This is a genomic window from Pseudoalteromonas sp. G5_S1_54_S4 (assembly GCF_054968565.1).
On record NZ_JBQKUL010000002.1, the window covers coordinates 40,596 to 60,584 of the forward strand.

15 protein-coding genes are annotated in these 19,989 nt (G+C 38.8%); all 15 read left to right on the plus strand.

Annotation, left to right across the window (positions count from 1 at the left end; genetic code table 11):
• Position 1 precedes the first annotated feature (1 nt).
• The 15 genes from tssK to ACTRWE_RS01475 all read left to right on the plus strand — a co-directional run bounded on the left by tssK (position 2) and on the right by ACTRWE_RS01475 (position 19,976).
• Positions 2-1,330, plus strand: coding sequence for a type VI secretion system baseplate subunit TssK (gene tssK / locus ACTRWE_RS01405; RefSeq protein WP_013462960.1), 1,329 nt, complete (start codon positions 2-4; stop codon positions 1,328-1,330).
• Between the two features lie 22 nt (positions 1,331-1,352).
• Entirely contained in the window at positions 1,353-2,633 is a 1,281-nt protein-coding gene (tssL, locus tag ACTRWE_RS01410) for a type VI secretion system protein TssL, long form (RefSeq protein ID WP_028834239.1), read from the plus strand.
• A gap of 10 nt (positions 2,634-2,643) precedes the next feature.
• A complete protein-coding gene (tssM, locus tag ACTRWE_RS01415) occupies positions 2,644-6,153 on the plus strand; it encodes a type VI secretion system membrane subunit TssM (RefSeq protein WP_462879361.1) in 3,510 nt (1,169 codons plus the stop codon).
• Positions 6,135-6,863, plus strand: coding sequence for a type VI secretion system-associated protein TagF (gene tagF, locus ACTRWE_RS01420; protein ID WP_024602748.1), 729 nt, complete (start codon positions 6,135-6,137; stop codon positions 6,861-6,863). The genes tssM and tagF overlap by 19 nt, the downstream gene beginning before the upstream one ends.
• Positions 6,856-7,653 (plus strand): PP2C family protein-serine/threonine phosphatase, encoded by a 798-nt coding sequence (locus tag ACTRWE_RS01425; protein ID WP_024602747.1) that lies wholly within the window; start codon positions 6,856-6,858, stop codon positions 7,651-7,653. The genes tagF and ACTRWE_RS01425 overlap by 8 nt, the downstream gene beginning before the upstream one ends.
• Before the next feature lie 203 nt (positions 7,654-7,856).
• On the plus strand, positions 7,857-8,972 hold the full coding sequence (gene tssA / locus ACTRWE_RS01430) for a type VI secretion system protein TssA (protein ID WP_462879362.1): 1,116 nt from the start codon (positions 7,857-7,859) through the stop codon (positions 8,970-8,972).
• Positions 8,973-8,987: 15 nt separating this feature from the next.
• Positions 8,988-9,491, plus strand: coding sequence for a type VI secretion system contractile sheath small subunit (gene tssB, locus ACTRWE_RS01435; protein WP_010389380.1), 504 nt, complete (start codon positions 8,988-8,990; stop codon positions 9,489-9,491).
• Positions 9,488-10,978, plus strand: coding sequence for a type VI secretion system contractile sheath large subunit (tssC, locus tag ACTRWE_RS01440; protein ID WP_013462966.1), 1,491 nt, complete (start codon positions 9,488-9,490; stop codon positions 10,976-10,978). Before tssB ends, tssC (ACTRWE_RS01440) begins: the two co-directional genes overlap by 4 nt.
• A gap of 37 nt (positions 10,979-11,015) precedes the next feature.
• On the plus strand, positions 11,016-12,542 hold the full coding sequence (gene tssC, locus ACTRWE_RS01445) for a type VI secretion system contractile sheath large subunit (RefSeq protein ID WP_462879363.1): 1,527 nt from the start codon (positions 11,016-11,018) through the stop codon (positions 12,540-12,542).
• A 2-nt stretch (positions 12,543-12,544) separates the two neighbouring features.
• Positions 12,545-13,324, plus strand: coding sequence for a type VI secretion system accessory protein TagJ (locus ACTRWE_RS01450; RefSeq protein ID WP_024602744.1), 780 nt, complete (start codon positions 12,545-12,547; stop codon positions 13,322-13,324).
• A gap of 15 nt (positions 13,325-13,339) precedes the next feature.
• Positions 13,340-13,825 carry a type VI secretion system baseplate subunit TssE gene (gene tssE / locus ACTRWE_RS01455; protein WP_013462969.1) on the plus strand — a complete coding sequence of 162 codons (486 nt, stop codon included), beginning with the start codon at positions 13,340-13,342 and terminating at the stop codon, positions 13,823-13,825.
• On the plus strand, positions 13,822-15,648 hold the full coding sequence (tssF, locus tag ACTRWE_RS01460) for a type VI secretion system baseplate subunit TssF (protein WP_013462970.1): 1,827 nt from the start codon (positions 13,822-13,824) through the stop codon (positions 15,646-15,648). The genes tssE and tssF overlap by 4 nt, the downstream gene beginning before the upstream one ends.
• Complete coding sequence (gene tssG, locus ACTRWE_RS01465; RefSeq protein ID WP_462879364.1) at positions 15,645-16,634, plus strand: type VI secretion system baseplate subunit TssG; 990 nt, start codon at positions 15,645-15,647, stop codon at positions 16,632-16,634. Before tssF ends, tssG begins: the two co-directional genes overlap by 4 nt.
• 23 nt (positions 16,635-16,657) lie before the next feature.
• Positions 16,658-19,276 (plus strand): type VI secretion system ATPase TssH, encoded by a 2,619-nt coding sequence (gene tssH, locus ACTRWE_RS01470; protein ID WP_462879365.1) that lies wholly within the window; start codon positions 16,658-16,660, stop codon positions 19,274-19,276.
• Between the two features lie 220 nt (positions 19,277-19,496).
• Positions 19,497-19,976, plus strand: a complete 480-nt coding sequence (locus tag ACTRWE_RS01475; protein WP_013462973.1) for an Hcp family type VI secretion system effector — start codon at positions 19,497-19,499, stop codon at positions 19,974-19,976.
• Positions 19,977-19,989: the final 13 nt, after the last annotated feature.

Here is a 19,989-nt window from a genome sequence, read left to right on the forward strand (position 1 = left end):
AATGGGTGATAACACTCGTGTTGCTTGGACTGAGGGGATGTTTTTAAGACCTCAGCACTTTCAGCAATCAGATAAATATATTTCAAATGTGATTAAGCAAGTATGCAGTGGAAACCTTGCTGATCCATGGGGAATAATTGATATTAGTATTGATAATGAATTACTTAACAGTGGTCAATTCGCTGTTGATTCATTAACTGCAATCACCCCGGATCTATTGCCAATTGATATGCCTCAGTCAACCTCTTTACCTGAGCCTTTAGTGGTTAATAAAGATGTGTTTGATGAAATTGTTTATTTGGCTATTCCTGCGCTAAAAAATAGTGGCGTTAATATATCGTCAACTGACGATAATATGGTTACTCGCTATAAGCTTAACGATTTGGCAGTGAGTGATGACTTATTGGGAGCGCAGTCTCAAGAAATAATTCAAGTTGCAAAAGTATACAGTAAGTTGATGCTGTCTTCTGATGATCATTCAGGGTATATCGTGTTGCCTTTAGCACGAATAGTGGATGTGAGCAGCGAAGGGCAAATAAAGTTAGATGCAAAGTACATTCCTCCCTCTTTAAAAGTAGGGCAGTGTAAACCTTTATCGGGGCTAGTGAGAGAAATTGGCTCAATGATAAAGCAACGTGCTGAAAGCATTGCTGCTAGGTTGTGCCAAGGTTATGCGGGTAGTACGTCTGTTGCAGATTTTATAATGCTGCAAACACTAAATAAATATGACGCGATATTTAATAATTTGCTCAGCGTTAATAGTTTACATCCGAACGTGTTTTATAGCCGCTTAATTGAACTGGCAGGTGAGTTATCAACCTTTAGCACGGCTAATAAAAGAGTGCCTAAATTACCTAATTATGATCACACAAATTTAGGGCAAGTGTTTAGTGAAGTGGTTAACTTTTTATACCAATCATTAAGTCATGTAATTGAGCAAACCGCGACTGAAATTAAGCTTGAACAAAGTAAGTTTGGTATTTCGTTTGGTGCCTTAAAAGATAAATCTATTTTAAATTCAGCGCAGTTTGTTTTAGCAATTAAAGCAAGCGTTCCGCATGAAGAGTTGAGAAAAATTCTACCTTCGCAAATTAAAATTGGCAGCGTTGAAACCATTCGTGATCTTGTTAACAACCAGATCCCAGGTATTACAATTAGTAACTTGCCAACAGCGCCAAGACAGATCCCTTACCATGCTGGTTTTCATTATTTTGAATTAAATCGCCATGGTGAACATTGGGAAAAACTGCGCTCCAGCGGAGGAATTGCTATCCACCTCTCAGGAAGTTACCCAGAACTCCAATTAAGCCTTTGGGCTATTAGAACTTAACTTTTTAAAAGGAAGAGTTTCAATGGACGAAACCATTATAAAACCACGCCCTGGCCGACTAGGGCGAAATACCCCAAGCAGTGGTGCAACGCAAAATGATGCTGATAAAACCGTTATGTCGGTTGAGCCACCCTCTGCAAAGCCGATGAGCAATAATAAGGTATCAATTTTTAAAAATCCTTTGTTAGAAGCGGCAACAGATTGCTTTTCTCTTGTGATATCCATAAATCAATCGCTTGAAATGAGCAATCTAGCAGCGCTCAAACACCGCTGTGTTGAGGCTATAAAGCGTTTTGAAGTGGAAGTCCGTAACCAGCACCTATCAAAAGAAGTGATTAATAATTCACGCTATTGCCTATGCGCTATTCTTGATGAGTCTGTATTGAATTCAAAGTGGAGCTCAATGGAGTGGGCTGATGAAAGTCTGCTGTCGACTTTTCACAAAGAAACCTTTGGTGGTGAATATTTTTATACTCTACTTGATGCCGGGTTAGGGCAACCTGAAAAAAACAAACAGTTTTTGGAGTTGCAATACCATTGTTTAAACTTAGGCTTTAAAGGGAAATATCGATTAGATGCCGGCGGCGATACAAAAGTCGAAGAGTATCGTTCACAGCTTTATCATTTACTTAATCAGCTTGATGGCCCAATTAATAATAAACTATCTCCAAATTGGCAACAAAGAGTTGCTGCAGGTGTTGAACTAAGAAATCAAGTGCCACTGTGGGTCATATTTTCTGTGCTGGGGCTGATATTATTGATGATTTATCTATCAATAAATATGAAGCTAAATAACGATGTTTTTGCGATTAATGAAAAACTAGCGGGCATTCATCCGTTAGCTGTTAATCAAACGGTTGATAAAAAAGATCAGCAGCTGCGTGTACTTGAACAGTTACTGCAAACAGAAATTAAAATGGGGATTGTTGCTGTTGCAAAAAATTCCGATGGGATCCGCATAACGATAAACAGTGAAAATTTGTTTAAACAAGGGGATTCACAACTACTTCCATCATTTCAGCCTATTTTAGAAAAGTTAGCGTTAAGCTTAGAGGGAACTAAAGGGCGAGTGCTTATAACGGGCCACACAGATGACTTACCAATTAGTACAGATAAGTATCCTTCTAATTGGCATCTTTCTTTAGCCAGAGCAACACAGGTTGCTAATTTAATGGCTAAAAGTACCAACTTAAGCGGTCGTTTATGGCCAGAAGGAAAGGGCGCTGCAGAGCCTATCGCCAGCAATTCAGATTCAGCTTCTCGGTCATTAAACCGACGAATTGAAATCGATCTATTATTTTAATGAGGCTGCAATGAGTTTCTCACAAAAATTTAAAAAAATAACCTACGCACTAACATCACGAACCGCTATATTAATTATCGGCTTTTTAGCCTTATCATTATTAATTTGGTTTGGTGGCCCTTTAATCGCAGTGGCCGATTATGTTCCGCTTGCAGGTGTAGCATCACGATTATTAACTATTTTATTGGTATTATTAGTTTTTTCAGTGACCAAAATTTATCGTCTTATGCAGCAAAATAAGCGTGATGAAAAAATGGCGGATGAGTTAATTGATAACAATGATGCCAATAGTAGTGAAGTAAACGAAGAAATTAATACTCTTAAAACGAGAATGAATGAAGCTATAGATTTACTAAAAGATGTAAAGCTATTTAAAGGTAAAAATATATACCAGTTACCTTGGTATATTATGATTGGCCCTCCGGGTGCAGGTAAAACAACGGTTATTCATAACTCAGGCCTCGATTATCCATTAAAAGATAAGCTAGGCGTTGACTTAGTTCATGGTGTAGGCGGTACGCGTAATTGTGACTGGTGGTTTACCAATAAAGCGGTATTAATTGATACCGCAGGGCGTTACACAACACAAAGTAGCCACGCAAAACATGACTCAAGAGCATGGGAAGGTTTTTTAGGGTTATTAAGAAAGCATCGCCCGTTACGTCCTATTAATGGCGTGATGATCAGCATGGGTATTTCTGAGCTAATGAGCCAGACCAAAACTGAGCGAAACCTACATGCTCGTGCTATAAAACAGCGTCTTCAAGAATTACAAAACCAACTAGGGATGACATTTCCTGTTTATGTTATTTTTTCTAAAGTTGATTTAATTGAAGGCTTTAGAGAGTTTTTTGCTGAGCTAACTGAAGAAGAATGTGAGCAGGTTTGGGGAATTACCTTTGAACTTGATTTAGATAAAGATACTCAGGTAGATGCGTTCAATAAAGAGTTCCATGCTTTAATTTCTAAGCTTACGGAGATGTTAAATCGTCGGCTTATTAACGAGCGTAACGAAGCTATCCGTGCCAAAATTTTTGAATTCCCTCGACAGTTACGGGTATTGCAGGGCGTAGGTGATGACTTTTTAAAAGAAATTTTCACCCCCAATGCCTATGAAGAATTACCCATGTTCAGAGGGGTGTACTTAACCAGTGCGACGCAAGAAGGGACACCGTCAAGCTTTTTAAATGATGCGAGTGCAGGGAAAACAGATTACATAAATCAATCTAAAAGTTTCTTTATTAAGAATGTTTTAGAAAGTGTTATTTTTCCTGAGCAAAACTTAGCAAGCACTAACAAACATCATGATAAGCAAAATAAATGGCTTCGCGTTGCAAGTATTTCAGCTGCGTGTGTTGCTTTATTAGGTTTTTCAGTTTCGTGGTACTTTAGTTTTGCATGGAATAGCAACTTAATAGACGCCACCGATGAGGCAATTACTACTTACCAAGAGCTCGATGCCTCTTCGTTTGATAGAAATAATTTATTGGTGTTGAACGACAGACTAAATGCACTGAGAAATCTACCTGCTACTAACTCTGAGCTCATTAACCCTGAGGATGCTTCATCAGTTGGTTTTAATAAGTTAACCGAAATTAAAGAATCTTCTACTAATGCTTACAAGCGTTCTTTACAAACGTATTTAGAGCCATTTGTTGCTAATACTTTAATTAAGGAAATGGAAGCGCATCCAGAACACTTAAGCTATTTATATGAAACGCTAAAGTGTTACTTAATGTTGTTTAAACCTGAATACTTTGAAAGTGAAGATATTGTGGTGTGGTTCAGTGCTTATTTAGACAGAAACTTACCCGGTGATATGAATATGCAAACGCGTGGTGAGTTAATGAATCATATTTCAGCTTTACTCAATGAGGGAATCACGCAAACCGAAATAGATAACCAAGCTGTGCGAGTTGCACGTGCAGAGTTAACTAAACTACCGATTGCGGAAAGAGCATACCAGCGTCTTCAAGCTGATTTTCTCGATAGTAGTATTCCGCCTTTCAGACTAACCGATATTATTAGCTTTGAAAGTGCACAAAAGTTTACTTTTCGTAATAACGGCGACTTAACGCGAAGCATTCCAGGGTTATACACTTTTAATGGTTTTCATGGCATTTTTAATATTGAAAAAGGAAAAATGCTTGGCAACTTAATGGCTAGTAGCTGGGTTTACGGGCAAGAAGCCTCAGGAACTTACGATATTTCTAAAGCGGAGATAGAGAAGAAACTAGAGCAGCGCTATTTCCAAGATTACATTTATTATTGGCAGTCATTTTTAGATGACTTGAGTCTTAATCAATACAGCTCACCCGCTGAAGGCGTCAATATTACTGATGTGCTAGCAGGCTCTGAAGCACCGATTAAAAATATCATTAATGCGGTGAAAAAGAATGTTCAGCTTACTAAACTACCAGTATCTGAAAATCAAAAAGTAGCTGGTGATGTGGCAGCCAATGCCGCTAAAGTCGCTATGCAAACTAAAGCAAATCGAATTAAGCGCTTTTTACCTGATGAAGCTCCAAAATTTGAAATTGATCTACCAGGTTACCAAGTAGAAGAAGCCTTTGAAGATATTATTGATATTGATGTTCAGCAACTTGATAATATTCAGAAAAATTTAAGAGAGTTAAATATTTATTTAACCAAGCTTGATAGAGGCGATCAGCTTAAGTATTCCATTAAAGATCAAATAAGCGGTAAGAGTAAACCTAGCTTTATTCGCCAATTAGAGTATCAAAGCAGCGACTTACCTTATCCATTTAATAGTTGGTTACTGGATATTAGTAGAGATACTAGCAACATAACCAAAAATAGTGCTAACAGGCATCTAAATGAAATTTGGAAAAGTAAAGTTTTACGCGAGTATAACGCGGCGATTGTGGGCCGTTACCCATTTTCCCCGCAGGCTGAAAAAGAAGTCAGCATTAAAGACTTTACCCGTTTCTTTGGTCCTAATGGCACCATAGACAACTTTTTCAATAGCTACGTAGCTCCTAGTGTGGACATGAGCTCAACCCCTTGGAAGTTTGAAAAAGATATTGGTATTAGCAACAACACGTTAAAAATGTTCGAGCATGCTTATAAAATTCAAACCGCATTTTTTGACCGTGGTAGTAATACTCCAAGAATTGAGTTTGGCTTGCGTACCTTTAAATTAGACAAAACGGTCTCAAGCTTCATGATTGAAATTGATGGCCAATCTATGATTTATCGTCATGGTCCGCTTAAGGTGACCAACTTTGTTTGGCCTGGTGCAAGTGGTCAAAGCAAAACTCGAGTGGTATTTACTCCACCAAATGGTGGGCGTTCAATTAACACCACCTACCAAGGTGAGTGGTCACTTTACAGAATGTTAGATGAACTGAGTGAAAAGCGAAGTAAAACGCGAGAAGACTTAGAGCTGCATTTCTCACTAATGGGTAACAATGCAAAAGTAGAATTATTGCCGAGTTCAATCAGGCATCCTTTTTGGAATAGCAGTGTAGAGAAGTTCTCATGTCCGACCCGATTGTAGATATTGGTTATCTTGGCAAAGTCCCTTGTTTAGGCGACTTTGTTCAAGATAATGTTACTAAAGAGTTTTCAGAGCATTGGGAGCAATGGCTTCAGGCTGCCATTGCTGTAAGTAAAGAACAGCTTGGTGATGTTTGGCAAGAAAACTATTTAACAGGTCCCGTTTGGCATTTTGCCTTAAGCCCAAATATTGTGGGTGATACTGGCGTTATGGGCACGTTATTGCCAAGTATGGATGCTGTGGGGAGGCATTATCCTCTCACGGTAACGCGAACAACACATATTGCTCCTGTCGATGTGCTTCATTCTGGTGTTTTTTCGTTGGAGTACGAAGATGCAGTACTCAAAGTACTTGATGGCTCCGTTGATTTATTTTCTTGGCGCAAAGAGTTAGCTAATACTTTGAGCGAAATTACTTCAACTAAAAAGCAAGTTAGTTTTGCGAACTCGCTAGATAAGAATAAACAGGCTACAGCATTGGAGTTTTCTGGTACCGAATTAAGTGATCACATTTTACAAGATGCCATGCATGCCATTTTATATAAAAAGTATGGTGATTACAGTGTTTGGTGGACTCATGGCTCATGCAATATTAAGCCTATGGTGTTGATCACTTCGGCTCTACCGCCTGTAAATCAAGTGGCCGCTATGCTAGATGGACGATGGAAACATTGGGAATGGAATTTTACACAGGTAAAAAATAGTGATTAACAATTTAAGCTCAAGTTATGCCATTACCCACCGAGGTGCTGTTAGGCAACTTAACGAAGACGCGCATGTAGAAATTAACAGCCATAATTTATGGGTAGTAGCTGATGGTATGGGAGGACATGAAGCGGGTGAAGTTGCCAGCCAATTAGTTGTTGATGTTATAAGAACCCAGGTTGAAAAGTTTAAACTAGAAGATTTAAACGTCAGTGACATTGTTAAAGCCATTGAAGATGCAAATAAACAATTAACTGAATATAGCGCGCAATACTTAAGCAACAAAACAGCGGGCAGCACGGTGACAGCTTTGTTTGTTAAAAATGAACGCTATTACATTTTATGGGTTGGCGACAGCAGAGCTTATTTGTTACGCAACAGTAAGTTGACTCAAGTTTCTAGAGATCATAGTCAAGTTAACGACTTAATAGATGAAGGAATGATTTCTGTTGAAGAAGCTAAAAATCATCCACTGTCTAATGTAATTACCCGTGCCGTAGGGGTAATGGATGAAGTAAAAGTTGATGTTGTTGAAGGGGATATAAACACAGGCGATATATTTTTACTGTGCTCAGATGGTCTTACTGGCGAGTTATCAGATGAAGAAATATGTTTGTCATTAGAACCCTCTAGTATTATTGATTCAGGAATGGCGTTAATGCATTCTTCGTTAGTCAGAGGAGCCAAAGATAACGTGACCTGTATTTTAGTGAAATATGATGATGTGGATGCCAATCAATCGATACAATCTTGCAATTTGCAAGATGAGGCAACGATTCCATTGTTCACTAAGTAGCTGATTAAGCCTGTTTTAGTATAATCAAGAAAAAAAGTTGTAAATAAATCAGGAACAAAAAAACTGTTATTTCAATTATTTATAAAATAACATTAGCCAGCTTATCGGCATAATAGCGTCAAGGCTTGTAATTTAATTTAAAGAATGTAATATAATTTCCGCTTTGCTTCTTAGAGCACATGGATAATATTTAGGACAATGGAATGTTTTTATTTGAAGAGTATATTTCCCCTATTTCAGATGCTGAGTTTGCAGGTATTGATCCGCGCTCAGACGTCTCTCCAACGTCTACTTACTATGCCTTAAAAGATTTAAGAAACCAACTTCGTGCGGCTGAAAGAAATGCCTTAGTCGATGAAGAGGGAATTGCTTCACTTTCGCGAGATTGGCTGCCATTACTTGAACAATGCAGTGAGGCAGTTAAAAGCGAAAGCAAGGATATTGAATACCTTGCATGGCTAATTGAAGGTTTATGCCGCGTTCACGGGTTTAAAGGAATAGCGTTTGGTTTTCGCGTTGCCAAGTATTTGCTTGAACACCATTTTGAATCCCTTTATCCAACACTTGATGACGGTGATGAAATTTCAGACAAAGTGTCTGCCTTAGTTGGCTTAAATGGTACAGCCGGTGAAGGCACGTTGATCATCCCAATAAAAAGCATTTATATGACAGACAGTGTCAGTATGGATCCTTTTTCTTTTTGGGAGTATCAGCAAGGGTATGATATTTCGCGTTTAAATGATGAAAAGCGCGAAAAGAAAATAGCTCAAGGCGCAGTTGATTTTGAGCAATTAGAAAAAAGTGCCGCTGAGACCAGTACCGAATTTTTTGTGTCTTTAAAAAACGATATTGAAGATGCGATAGAGCAGTTTGCTGCCTTGAGCGAAGTTATGGATGAGGTGACAGGTGAGCCACAACCGACGTCTAACATCAAACAAGCATTAGAAGTGAGCTTAGCGGCGGTAAAACACGTAGCAGCAGATAAGCTTGAAGCAGCGCAAACTGCACTAGATAAAACTAACGCTGAGCCTGAAGAGGAACTCGTTGAGGATGCGATTCAAGCTGACTCAGAGCAACCTAAAAAGCTTAGCAGTGATGAGATTAATTCAAGAGAAAACGCAATTAAAAAACTTCAAGAAATTGCGACTTTTTTCAGAAAGACTGAACCTCATTCACCGATGTCTTACACGATAGAACAAGTTATTCGATGGAGCGAATTATCGCTACCTGAGTTATTAAATGAGTTAATTACAGATAGTGATGCTAGGACTGGATACTTTAAGTTGTCTGGCATTAAGATCAGCGAAACTGAAACATAGTAAAAGGAGTTCTCAATGAGTATCCATGATAAGTTAAAACGAGTTCGTAAACCTAGAGTACATATCACTTATGATGTGGAAACTGAGGGCGCGGCAGTAAAAAAAGAATTACCCTTTGTAGTGGGTGTGATGGGCGATTTTTCTGGTGATAATACAGAAGCGCTTAAGCCACTAAAAGATAGACGTTTTATTCAAATTGATCGTGATAACTTTAATGATGTTTTAAAGCGTATGAGCCCATCTCTACGTTTAAAAGTAGACAACACATTAACGGATGATGGTTCTCAGTTTGAAGTTAATTTGAACTTCAAATCGATTGACGATTTCGAGCCTGCAGCCGTTGTAAATCAAGTAGAGCCGTTACGCAAATTGATGGAAACGCGTAACAAGCTTCGTGACTTGATGACGAAGATTGACCGCTCAGAAGAACTTGAAAACGTACTAGAAGAAGTATTAAGCAACACAGCAAGCTTAGACTCGATGGCGAAAGAACTTAACTTAGAGGAGACTGATAAATGAGCACTGAACAATTAGCAACAGAATCAGAATCGGTAGCAGAAGTTAGTTCTTCACTTTTAGAGCAAGCAATTGGTGCGACTAAACAAACAGAGTCAAGCCGTGCTGAAGAGTTACTGAAAACGTTAACTGAAGAAGCATTAAAAGGTACAGTTCAATGGAACAAAAACATGACTGTGACGTTTAATGAAGCAATTCAATTAATCGATCAAAAAATCTCAAAGCAGTTAAGTGTCGTAATGCACACGGATGAGTTTCAAAAACTTGAAGGCTCATGGCGCGGATTACATCACTTAGTGATGAATTCTGAAACTAGCTCAACATTAAAAATTCGTGTTTTAAACATGAAAAAGAAAGAGCTGCATAAAGACTTAAGTAAAGCTGTTGAGTTTGATCAAAGCCAAACCTTCAAGAAAATTTACGAGTCAGAATTTGGTACCCCAGGTGGTGAACCGTATGGCACGATTGTAGGTGACTTTGAATTTACGAATCACCCAGAAGATGTTGAAACATTAAGCTTAATGTCTAATGTTGCAGCTGCTGGTTTCTGTCCATTTATTGCCGCATCATCACCGTCGTTATTTGGTTTTGATAATTGGGAAGAATTAACTAAGCCACGTGATTTAGAAAAAGTGTTTGAATCACTAGAATACACTAAATGGCGTTCATTTAGAGACAGCGATGATTCACGCTTTGTATCACTTACTATGCCGCGTTTCCTTTCGCGTTTACCTTATGGTGCAGCGTCAAAACCAGTTGAAGAATTTAACTACGAAGAGTTTGAAGTTGAAGCGAAAGATGGCCGTTCAGTCAGCACTGATAATAGTGATTACTGTTGGAGTAATGCCGCATACGCTATGGCAACAAACATGACCGCTGCTTTCTCTCAATATGGTTTCTGTACTGCTATTCGTGGCGCAGAGGGTGGTGGTAAAGTAGAAGGCTTACCAACGCACATATTTACAAGTGATGATGGCGATCCAGATCTTAAATGTCCAACAGAAATTGGCATTACAGACCGTCGTGAGGCTGAGCTAAGCCAATTAGGTTTCTTGCCTTTATGTCACTATAAAAACACTGATTATGCTGTTTTCTTTGGTGGCCAAAGCTGTCAAAAACCAAAAATCTACTCAACACCTGATGCAACCGCTAATGCTGCCATTTCAGCACGCTTACCTTACTTAATGGCGACTTCTCGTTTTGCTCATTACCTTAAAGTAATGGCGCGCGATAAAATCGGTAGCTTTATGGAAGCCGAAGACGTTGAATCATGGTTAAACCGTTGGATCCTGTCTTATGTAAATGCGACAGAGGGCGGTGGTCAAGATATTCGAGCACGTTACCCTCTTGCTGATGCGAAAGTATCTGTAAAAGAGATCCCAGGACAACCTGGTGCTTACAATGCTGTTGCTTGGCTTAAACCTTGGTTACAAATGGAAGAGCTTACTTCTTCTTTACGCCTTGTAGCTAAAATCCCAGAGATCGGTTAATAATACCGCTCTCTCGCATTAAGGATGATGCAATAGAATGAATCACGAAGAGTTTTCATTTATAAATCAAGACTTCACTTTTCAACAAAAGTCGCAGTCTAGAATAAGTGATAATGACGCTTTACTCGATAGGTTTTTAAACGAAAAAAACCTAGATAAAGCGTTATTATTATGGCTTGAAGGCTCTTCTGATTCTCCACTTTCTTGGAATAAGGAGTCATTGAGTCCTTATTTACAGCGTGTGATCATTGAACTCGATCAGCTGATTTCTGCACAACTCAATCATATAATTCATGCACAAAGCTTTCAAAATTTAGAAGCTAGTTGGCGAAATCTATGGTGGCTATTATTACAAACAGAGCAACAAGACAAAGAAAAAAAAGTAAAAGTTAAATTGCTTAATTGTGACTGGCCAACGCTCTCAAAAGACGTAAATAAAGCGATAGATTTCGATCAAAGTACGTTTTTTCAATTACTCTATCAAAACGAATTTGACAGTGCTGGCGGCGAGCCCTTTGGTATTGTGATTGGTGATTATGAAATTAGTAATGGTTGCTCAGCGGGCACTATTTACAACGATATAGATACGATTAAAGAAGTGTCAAGAACGGCTGCCGCCGCATTTTCTCCTTTTATATGTTCGGCATCGGCTAACTTATTTGGCGCTGATAGCTTTTCAGATTTAGGTTATTACTCTGATTTATTTAATCATTTTGAGCAGCCTGAATATATAAAATGGCAAAGCTTTAGAAAAATGGAAGAAGCTAGATTCATGGGTTTTACACTCCCTCATGTGCTAGTTAGGCCGCCTTATGCTAATGACGGTAAGCGCCATCAAGAATTCTATTTCAAAGAACAAATTATTAATCCAGAAACTGATATGCTGTGGGGAAATGCAGCCTATCAATTTGTATCAACAATAATCAGAGCTTACTGCGATAGCGGCTGGTTTGGGCATATACGTGGTATAGAGCCAGGGAAAGTGTCAAAAGGCTTAGTCACAGGGCTAGCTCGCGATAGTTTTGCTAATGATACTTATCAAAAAGAAGCCAAGCCGCCACTGGATTTGTTAGTAACCAGTAAGTTTGAAAAGCAATTTTCTGAACTCGGTTTTATCCCTGCCTCTTCGGTTACAAATACCGAACATATTGTTTTTTACAGTAATGCGTCGGTTCAAAAGACAAAAAATTACGACTCAAGCGCTGCTAATATCAATGCGCGCTTATCGTCTATGTTGCAATACATTTTATGTGTATCGCGCTTTGCGCACTATTTAAAATTATTGGCCCGAGATCGTGTTGGTTCTTATAGCACAGCACAGGCCTGTGAAAGAGATTTACAAGCGTGGATCAATAATTACACAACCGCGTCAGACTCTGCGTCTGAGCACATTAGAAGTAAATACCCACTCAGTAATGCAAAAATAAAAGTAAGTGAAAACAAGGCTAATCCGGGTCATTACTTTTCGGTTTTGCAGTTACAGCCCCATTTTCAGTTAGACCAAATGGTCTCGAGTATTAAGTTAATAACAGAGCTCAGTCCTCATCATAAAATAAAGGAATAGTAATGAAAAAAATACACAGTTTAATTCGCGAGGGAAAACTTGCTGATGCTTTATTATGTTGCGCTACAGAGTTGCAAGATGAGCCTTTAAATTTTGATATTAGAAGTCTTTATTCTGAATTACTTTGCATTAACGGTGAACTTGAAAAAGCAGATAAACAGCTAGATTTTATGGTGCAAAAGAACCCTGAATTTGCTGTAGGTGCGGTTAATCTTAGGCATTTAATTCGCGCACAACAATCGCGTGTAGATTTTTATCAAGGTAAGGGCATTCCTAAACTCTTTCATGAAGCTAATGAGCTAGACACCTTGTTCTTAAAAATGCACGTAGCCTTACTTGAAGGCGAAACATCTGAAGCGGCAACGCTTGCAAAACAAATGGAAGCACTTCGTCTTGAAAGCGTTGATGATGAGCATTCAGCAATTAGAGATTTAGATGATAGCTTAAGCCCATATTTAGAAGTGCTAGGCACGAATGGCGAGTTTTACCTTGCAAACTTTAATGAAATTGAAACATTAAAAGTAGAACCTGTAGCGTCTTTATTAGAGAGCATCTGGTTACGCGTTGAGATCACTATCAAAGACGGTCCTTCAGGCACGGCACATTTACCGCTGGTTTATGCAAACTCAAATACTGAGCTGGAAAAGTTAGGTCAGGTTTCTGATTGGGATGAGCTACAAGATGAGTTTATTGTAGGTAAAGGAATGAAAATGTTATTTGTCAACGATGAGGCAATCACCATTCCCAGTCTAAAAATCAACGCCGTTGAAACAGCAGAGTAAGCGCAATAAACGATTATGATTGAACATAAGCAGCAACTCCAAGCATCTATTTTAGATAGGCTCATTGACGATGAGCCTGACTTTCAAGATGCGCCTTCTCGTACTGAGGGGATCAGCATTAGTGAGCTGAGAAAAAATGTGCGTAGAGACATAGAAGCGCTGCTAAATGCTCGAATTCAGTGGCATACCTGGCCATCACAATATGCTGAGTTGTCGACTTCGTGTTTATCATATGGTTTGCCTGATTTTTCGAGTATGTCTGTAAGCTCACACGAAGGGCGTGCACTTTTATGCGAAACCGTAAGAAATACAATTTTAAAATTTGAACCACGGTTTATTGAAGTAGAAGTGTTTACCGATGATGAAGTACCCGTGAACAGAGTATTAAACCTAAGGATCAACGCCTTGTTGTATGCCGATCCAGAACCTGAATTTATTAGCTTTGATTCTGAAGTTGAGCCAGTTAATTTAGGTATGAAGATTATTGAGGCCTCTTTATGAACGATGAGTTATTGAAGTACTACAATCGCGAACTAGCGTTTGTTCGCCACATGGGTAAAGACTTTTCTGAAAAGTACCCTAAAGTTGCCGGGCGATTAAAGTTAAGTGATGACCATATTGAAGACCCTCATGTATCTAGATTAATTGAATCGTTCGCATTTTTAACTGCTAATATTAGACAAAAACTCGATGACAGCTTTCCTGAGCTAACTGATGCTCTATTGGGACAGATGCTGCCAGACTACCAAGCGCCTATCCCTTCTATGTCGGTGGTAAAATTAGAGGCTGAAAATCTGTCCACCACGGGTGTGGTCATTCCAAGAGGCAGTGAAGTAGAAACCAATGTTGAGTCGATGAAGCAATGTAAGTTTCAAACCTGTTACGAAACTTATTTATGGCCGGTTGAGATCACAAGTGCCCAATTTGATAATAGTCCGTTTGTTGCCCCTAAGCCTCGTTGGCATGAAAAAGCTAAGTCAATTTTCAAACTTGAGCTAACCGGTGAATATCCGGGTGTATCACTTGCTGAAACCGGGCTGGAAAAATTACGATTATTTATAAATGGCCAATGGCATCATACGCTTAAAGTGTATGAACTATTATTTAAACACGCTATTGGTATTGCTTTTGATAATGGTGAAGAGGGTATAAAGTACCTTTCTAAAAACCAGTTAAAAGCCGTAGGCTTTGATGCAAATGAAGCGGTGGTGCCCTATTCGCAGCGCTCAAGTGCTGGTTATCGGTTACTGGTAGAAAATTTTACCTTTCCGGAAAAGTTTCGTTTTGTTGAACTTGAAAATATTCGTTCATCACTGCCTAAAAAGTCTAACAAATGCAGTGTGTATATTTATCTTGATTCAGAGTCAACCGAGCTTGAAAAGCAAGTGGACAAAAATATGTTTTTAATGGGATGTACGCCCATTATCAATATGTTTGAGCAAGAACTAGAACCTATTCGCCCTGAACTGAGCGAATACGAATACCAATTAACGCCGCGTTATATGGACTCTGAGATTTCAGAAGTAATTGGTATTTCAGAAGTAATTGCCTTTGATCATAAGGGAAATAAACAAATAGTTTGTCCGTTTTATGGACAAACTCATCCACGATACCAAGGCCATGATGATTTGTTTTGGCATATCCGCAGAGAAACTGCCTCATGGGCAGGGGGTTATGTTGAGTCAGGTACGGAATCGTTTCTATCATTGGTAGATGCACGATTTGAAAATAGCGCTATGGATTATGCTGAAGGGAACACGGTCCTAACCGTACGTGCTAATTGCAGTAATCGAAACCTCCCTGCAAGCATGCCTTTTGGAGACGATGAGCTAGGCTTATTGATGCCAGAACGCGGTGATGTAATTAAAAAAATTAGGTGTTTAATTCCATTTACTCATGCAGTTAGACCGATATTAGCCGATGCAACTCGTTGGCAATTAGTTAATCATTTAACGCTCGACGCGTTTAGTGGAGATGATGCATGTAATAAGCTTAAAGAAGTGCTACGCCTTTATGACTTTAGAGCTTCACCGCAAACAAAAGGCCTTATCGATAATATTTACCGCGTGATTGTAGAACCCGCAACGGCGCGTGTTGTGCAAAAAGGGCGAGTAAGCTTTGCAACGGGAAGTGAAATTGAAATTACCTTCGCCAATGATGATTTTTCGGGAAGTGGCATGTTTTTCTTTGCCTCTATTCTTGATCATTTCTTTGCACAATTTGCGGCAATCAATAGTTTTACGCGTGTTAGTTTAAGGCTCAAAGAACAAGAGCAAGTGTATTATCAATGGCCTGCTCGAGTTGGGGAAAGCCCGTTAATATGATCCAGCATATTATTTCTCAAGCGTCACAAGTTGATTTTTATAAAGCTGTTTTCATTATTGAAAACCAGCTGAAAAAGCATGGCTTAGAGTATCGCTATGTAGGGTATGACAGTAGCCCAAAGCAAGAGTTAATTAAATTTACCGCAACACAAAAATTTGGTTACCCAGGTAACGCTATCACAAAATTAGAGCAAGCTAGCTTTGAAGATGGGTTGCATAAAGTCAACATGCAGATCTCTTTTATGGGATTAACGGGTTGCTCGGGTGCTTTACCCCAATTTTACAGCGAGCTGGTGATGCAGCGTCTTCGCTATAAAGATACCACCATGCGTGACTTTTACGATATGTTTAATCATCGTTTGGTGTCTTTATATTATCGAGCGTGGAAAAAATATAAGCCGTCTTTAAATCATGTGAACAAAGATAAAAACAAAGACCCATATACACAAATATTGGGACTTTTAAGTGGCGGCTATAATGATCATCAGTTGCACTTTTCAGGCCTTTATAGCCGAAAAATTCGCAACGCTTTTGATTTAAAAAGTGTATTGAGCTCTTACCTTGGTTGTGATGTTGTCATCAAACAAATGATAGGAAAGTGGCATGATCTGAAACCACAAGAACAAACTTGTTTAGCAAGTGAGCGCCTATATGAGGGACAACATGCTCGCTTAGGCGTTGATACCGTAATAGGTAAAAAGATATGGGATATTTCTTCTAATATTGAGATCCATATCAGCACTACTGATATTGATAAAGCAAAATCCTTGTTACCGAAAGGCAAGTTATTTGAGTTAGCTACAAAGATTGTAAAAGATTATGCGGGCAATGCGATTTCATTTCGACTTATCATCGAATCAGATTTTCAACAACTTGATGCGGTGCAGTTGTCTAAACGGGAATGCCAACTTGGCGCTAATAGCTTTTTAATGGCGAGTAAAAACACCCCTAAATTTAACCCTATTAAGTTATCGTTTAAAGGATAATTAAAAATTAAAAGGAACAGCGTATGTCAACGATGACATTAAATAAATTAGTTGAAAAACTAAGTCCAGATTGTAGAAAAAGCTTAGAGGCAGCTGTTGCAATATGTAATAGCCGCAGCCATTTTACTGTTGAATTAGAGCATTGGTTGTTAGCTATGATTGAGCAGCAACTAGACGATGTTAGACTCATATTCGGTTCTTTCGATATTGATATTGATCAGGTAAAGCAGGATTTAAACCAATCACTAGAGTCATTTAAAACGGGCAGTGATTCATCGCCTAGCCTATCAGTGCATGTGACTACATTATTAAGGCAGTCATGGTTAAGTACCAGTATTGAGTTCACCGATGAGCAAATTCGTAGTGCTTACGTTATTTATACGCTTACAAAAGACGATACCTTGTCTAGTTTAGTAACGCGTTGTAGTAAGCTTTTCAATAATATAGAACCTGGACAACTGTTACATGCATGGCCTGAAATTGTTGCCCAATCACAAGAACGTAATACCAGCACTGCAAGTGCTACAACACCTGCAAATGGTTCATCTAAAACACCAAGCTTAGATCAATTTACAGTTGATTTAACCGCTCAAGCAAAAGCGGGGAAAATAGACCCTATTCTAGGTCGTGATTTTGAAATACGTCAAATGGTTGATATTTTAACTAGACGTCGTCAAAACAACCCAATCTTAACGGGTGAAGCGGGTGTAGGTAAAACCGCTGTGGTTGAAGGACTTGCCCTAAGAATTGCCCAAAAAGACGTACCTGCAGTATTACAAAACGTTAAGTTGCACAGCCTAGATTTGGCTTTGCTTCAAGCAGGTGCGGGCATGAAAGGTGAGTTTGAAAATCGCTTAAAGTCGTTAATTAACGAGGTTAAAAACGCTGTTGACCCTGTGATTCTCTTTATTGATGAAGCTCACACTATGATTGGTAGTGGCGGACAAGCGGGTCAAAATGATGCTGCCAACTTACTTAAGCCTGCTCTAGCGAGAGGGGAATTACGTACAATTGCAGCAACAACGTGGACTGAATATAAAAAGTTTTTTGAAAAGGATGCTGCACTAACACGTCGTTTCCAAGTGGTAAAGGTTGAAGAGCCAACGCCAGAAAAAGCGGTTGCTATGCTACGTGGTTTAGTTCCTGTTATGGAAAAGCATCATAAAGTGTTTATTTCAGAGCAAGCACTTGAAAGTGCGGTGCATCTATCGCACAGATACATTACTGCCAGGCAACTTCCCGATAAAGCAGTTGCATTGTTAGATACGGCCTGTGCTCGTGTTGCTATGAGCCAAGCATCGACACCTAATGCGATTGAGCAGTTAATGAATAGACTTAGTGAAATTGAAGCGCAAGTTTTAATGTTAAATCGTGAGCAAAAAACCGGTTTAGATCACAGCGAACAATTATCAGCACTTAAATCTGAACTAGTTGAGATTGAACAGCAACTTGAACCATTAAATGAGCAGTTCAACGTTGAAAAAGGCATCGTTGCAGAATTAAACCAAGCGCTTGAATCGATTAACACCAACGATGCAGACTCTTCTGCTGAAGTACTTGAGCAGTTAAAAGAAAGCAAGCTTAAGCTTGCCTCGTACGAACATAATATGGTGCATTGGCAAGTTGATGAAGAGTTGATTGCACAGGTTATTTCTGATTGGACTGGTATTCCTGTTGGTAAAATGCATGAAGATGAAATTCATGGCATTTTAAATTTAGCTGCGCAAATGAAACAACGTGTAGTTGGTCAAGATCATGCGCTTGAACTCATGGCTAAAGTAGTACAAACCTCCCGTGCTCAGCTTGCAGATGAAAGTCGCCCTAATGGTATATTTATGCTGGCAGGCCCAAGCGGAGTGGGTAAAACAGAGACCGCACTTTCACTAGCACAAGAAGTGTATGGCAGTGAAGATAACGTAACGGTTATCAACATGTCTGAGTTTAAAGAAGAGCATAAAGTGTCATTACTACTTGGCTCACCTCCAGGTTATGTTGGTTATGGCGAAGGCGGTATTTTAACCGAAGCAGTAAGAAGAAAACCATACAGTGTAGTGCTACTTGATGAAATGGAAAAAGCGCATCCTGGCGTGCAAGATATTTTCTATCAAGTATTCGATAAAGGTACGATTAAGGACGGTGAAGGTCGCGATATCGACTTTAAAAATACCATCATTATTATGACCTCAAATGTGGGTACTGATACCACAATGAGCTTATTTGAAGATGAAGAAAGTAAGCCAAGTATTAAAGGCTTATTAAAAGCATTACAAGATGATTTATTAGGGGCATTTAAGCCTGCATTTTTAGGACGAATTAACGTTATTCCATATATTCCGTTAAGTGATGAAATTCTGACCCAAATTGCAGCGTTGCAAATTAGTAAAATAATAAAGCGTGTTAAAAAGCACTATGATGCGCAATTAACGTATAACGATGATGTGATTGAGCACATTATTGCAAATTGTCAAAATGCCGGATCGGGTGCACGAAATATTCACACGATATTACAGAATAAAGTACTACCTCTATTGTCTGAGATCTTGCTTTCGAGCATGGTTGAAGGTGAAAAAGTAACATCTATCTCATTGTTAATTAAAGATAATGAGTTTGATATTGAGTTAACTAAAGTTAATTCAAAATAACTTGTTTTTAAGGTTGTTTCTTTAGTTTTAGGGCATTATAATTCGTGTGTCTTATATAGAAACAAGGAATTTTTGAGACATTGTCTTCATCTAGGGAAAGGAATTCTGAAGACCTTTTCATTGCTGTTTTAAAGATAATGATTTCAAGGAATTTTGGGTAACCAAAGTAAACGAATCCACATAATGGATAATATTGTTTAATAAAAAGGAGCATTATCAAATGCAAGCAAATACATATTTAAAATACGGTTCAATCAAAGGCGAAACTACTGCTGAGTCTTTCAAAGATTTAATTACAGTTTTATCTTTAGATTGGAACGTTAGCCGTGAAATTAGCGCAGCGACTGGTACGGCGATGGATCGTGAATCTAGCTCTACTCGTTTAGGCGATGTGACTATTACTAAACTTCAAGATAAAGCATCTCCGGATCTTTTCAAAGAAGCAACTATTGGTAAAGGTCTACCTGCTGTTTTCCATATCACTAAACAAGGTGATAAAGTTGAAGAAATCATGAAAATCGAACTTACAGATGCCATGATCTCTAGCTACTCAGTATCAGTTCAAAACGACCGTCCAATTGAAACAATCACTATCAGCTACACTGAAATGATGATGACTGTTACACCTACTGACGACCAAAACAACATCACTGCACCACTTGTATATGGTTACAGCGGTGTTAAAGGTCAACAAATGTAATATTTGTTACCCG

Coding starts and splice junctions, on each gene's coding strand:
- tssK (WP_013462960.1), top strand. CDS start 2: ATGGGTGATAACACTCGTGTTGCTTGGACTGAGGGGATGTTTTTAAGA.
- tssL (WP_028834239.1), top strand. CDS start 1,353: ATGGACGAAACCATTATAAAACCACGCCCTGGCCGACTAGGGCGAAAT.
- tssM (WP_462879361.1), top strand. CDS start 2,644: ATGAGTTTCTCACAAAAATTTAAAAAAATAACCTACGCACTAACATCA.
- tagF (WP_024602748.1), top strand. CDS start 6,135: ATGTCCGACCCGATTGTAGATATTGGTTATCTTGGCAAAGTCCCTTGT.
- tssA (WP_462879362.1), top strand. CDS start 7,857: ATGTTTTTATTTGAAGAGTATATTTCCCCTATTTCAGATGCTGAGTTT.
- tssB (WP_010389380.1), top strand. CDS start 8,988: ATGAGTATCCATGATAAGTTAAAACGAGTTCGTAAACCTAGAGTACAT.
- tssC (WP_013462966.1), top strand. CDS start 9,488: ATGAGCACTGAACAATTAGCAACAGAATCAGAATCGGTAGCAGAAGTT.
- tssC (WP_462879363.1), top strand. CDS start 11,016: ATGAATCACGAAGAGTTTTCATTTATAAATCAAGACTTCACTTTTCAA.
- ACTRWE_RS01450 (WP_024602744.1), top strand. CDS start 12,545: ATGAAAAAAATACACAGTTTAATTCGCGAGGGAAAACTTGCTGATGCT.
- tssE (WP_013462969.1), top strand. CDS start 13,340: ATGATTGAACATAAGCAGCAACTCCAAGCATCTATTTTAGATAGGCTC.
- tssF (WP_013462970.1), top strand. CDS start 13,822: ATGAACGATGAGTTATTGAAGTACTACAATCGCGAACTAGCGTTTGTT.
- tssG (WP_462879364.1), top strand. CDS start 15,645: ATGATCCAGCATATTATTTCTCAAGCGTCACAAGTTGATTTTTATAAA.
- tssH (WP_462879365.1), top strand. CDS start 16,658: ATGTCAACGATGACATTAAATAAATTAGTTGAAAAACTAAGTCCAGAT.
- ACTRWE_RS01475 (WP_013462973.1), top strand. CDS start 19,497: ATGCAAGCAAATACATATTTAAAATACGGTTCAATCAAAGGCGAAACT.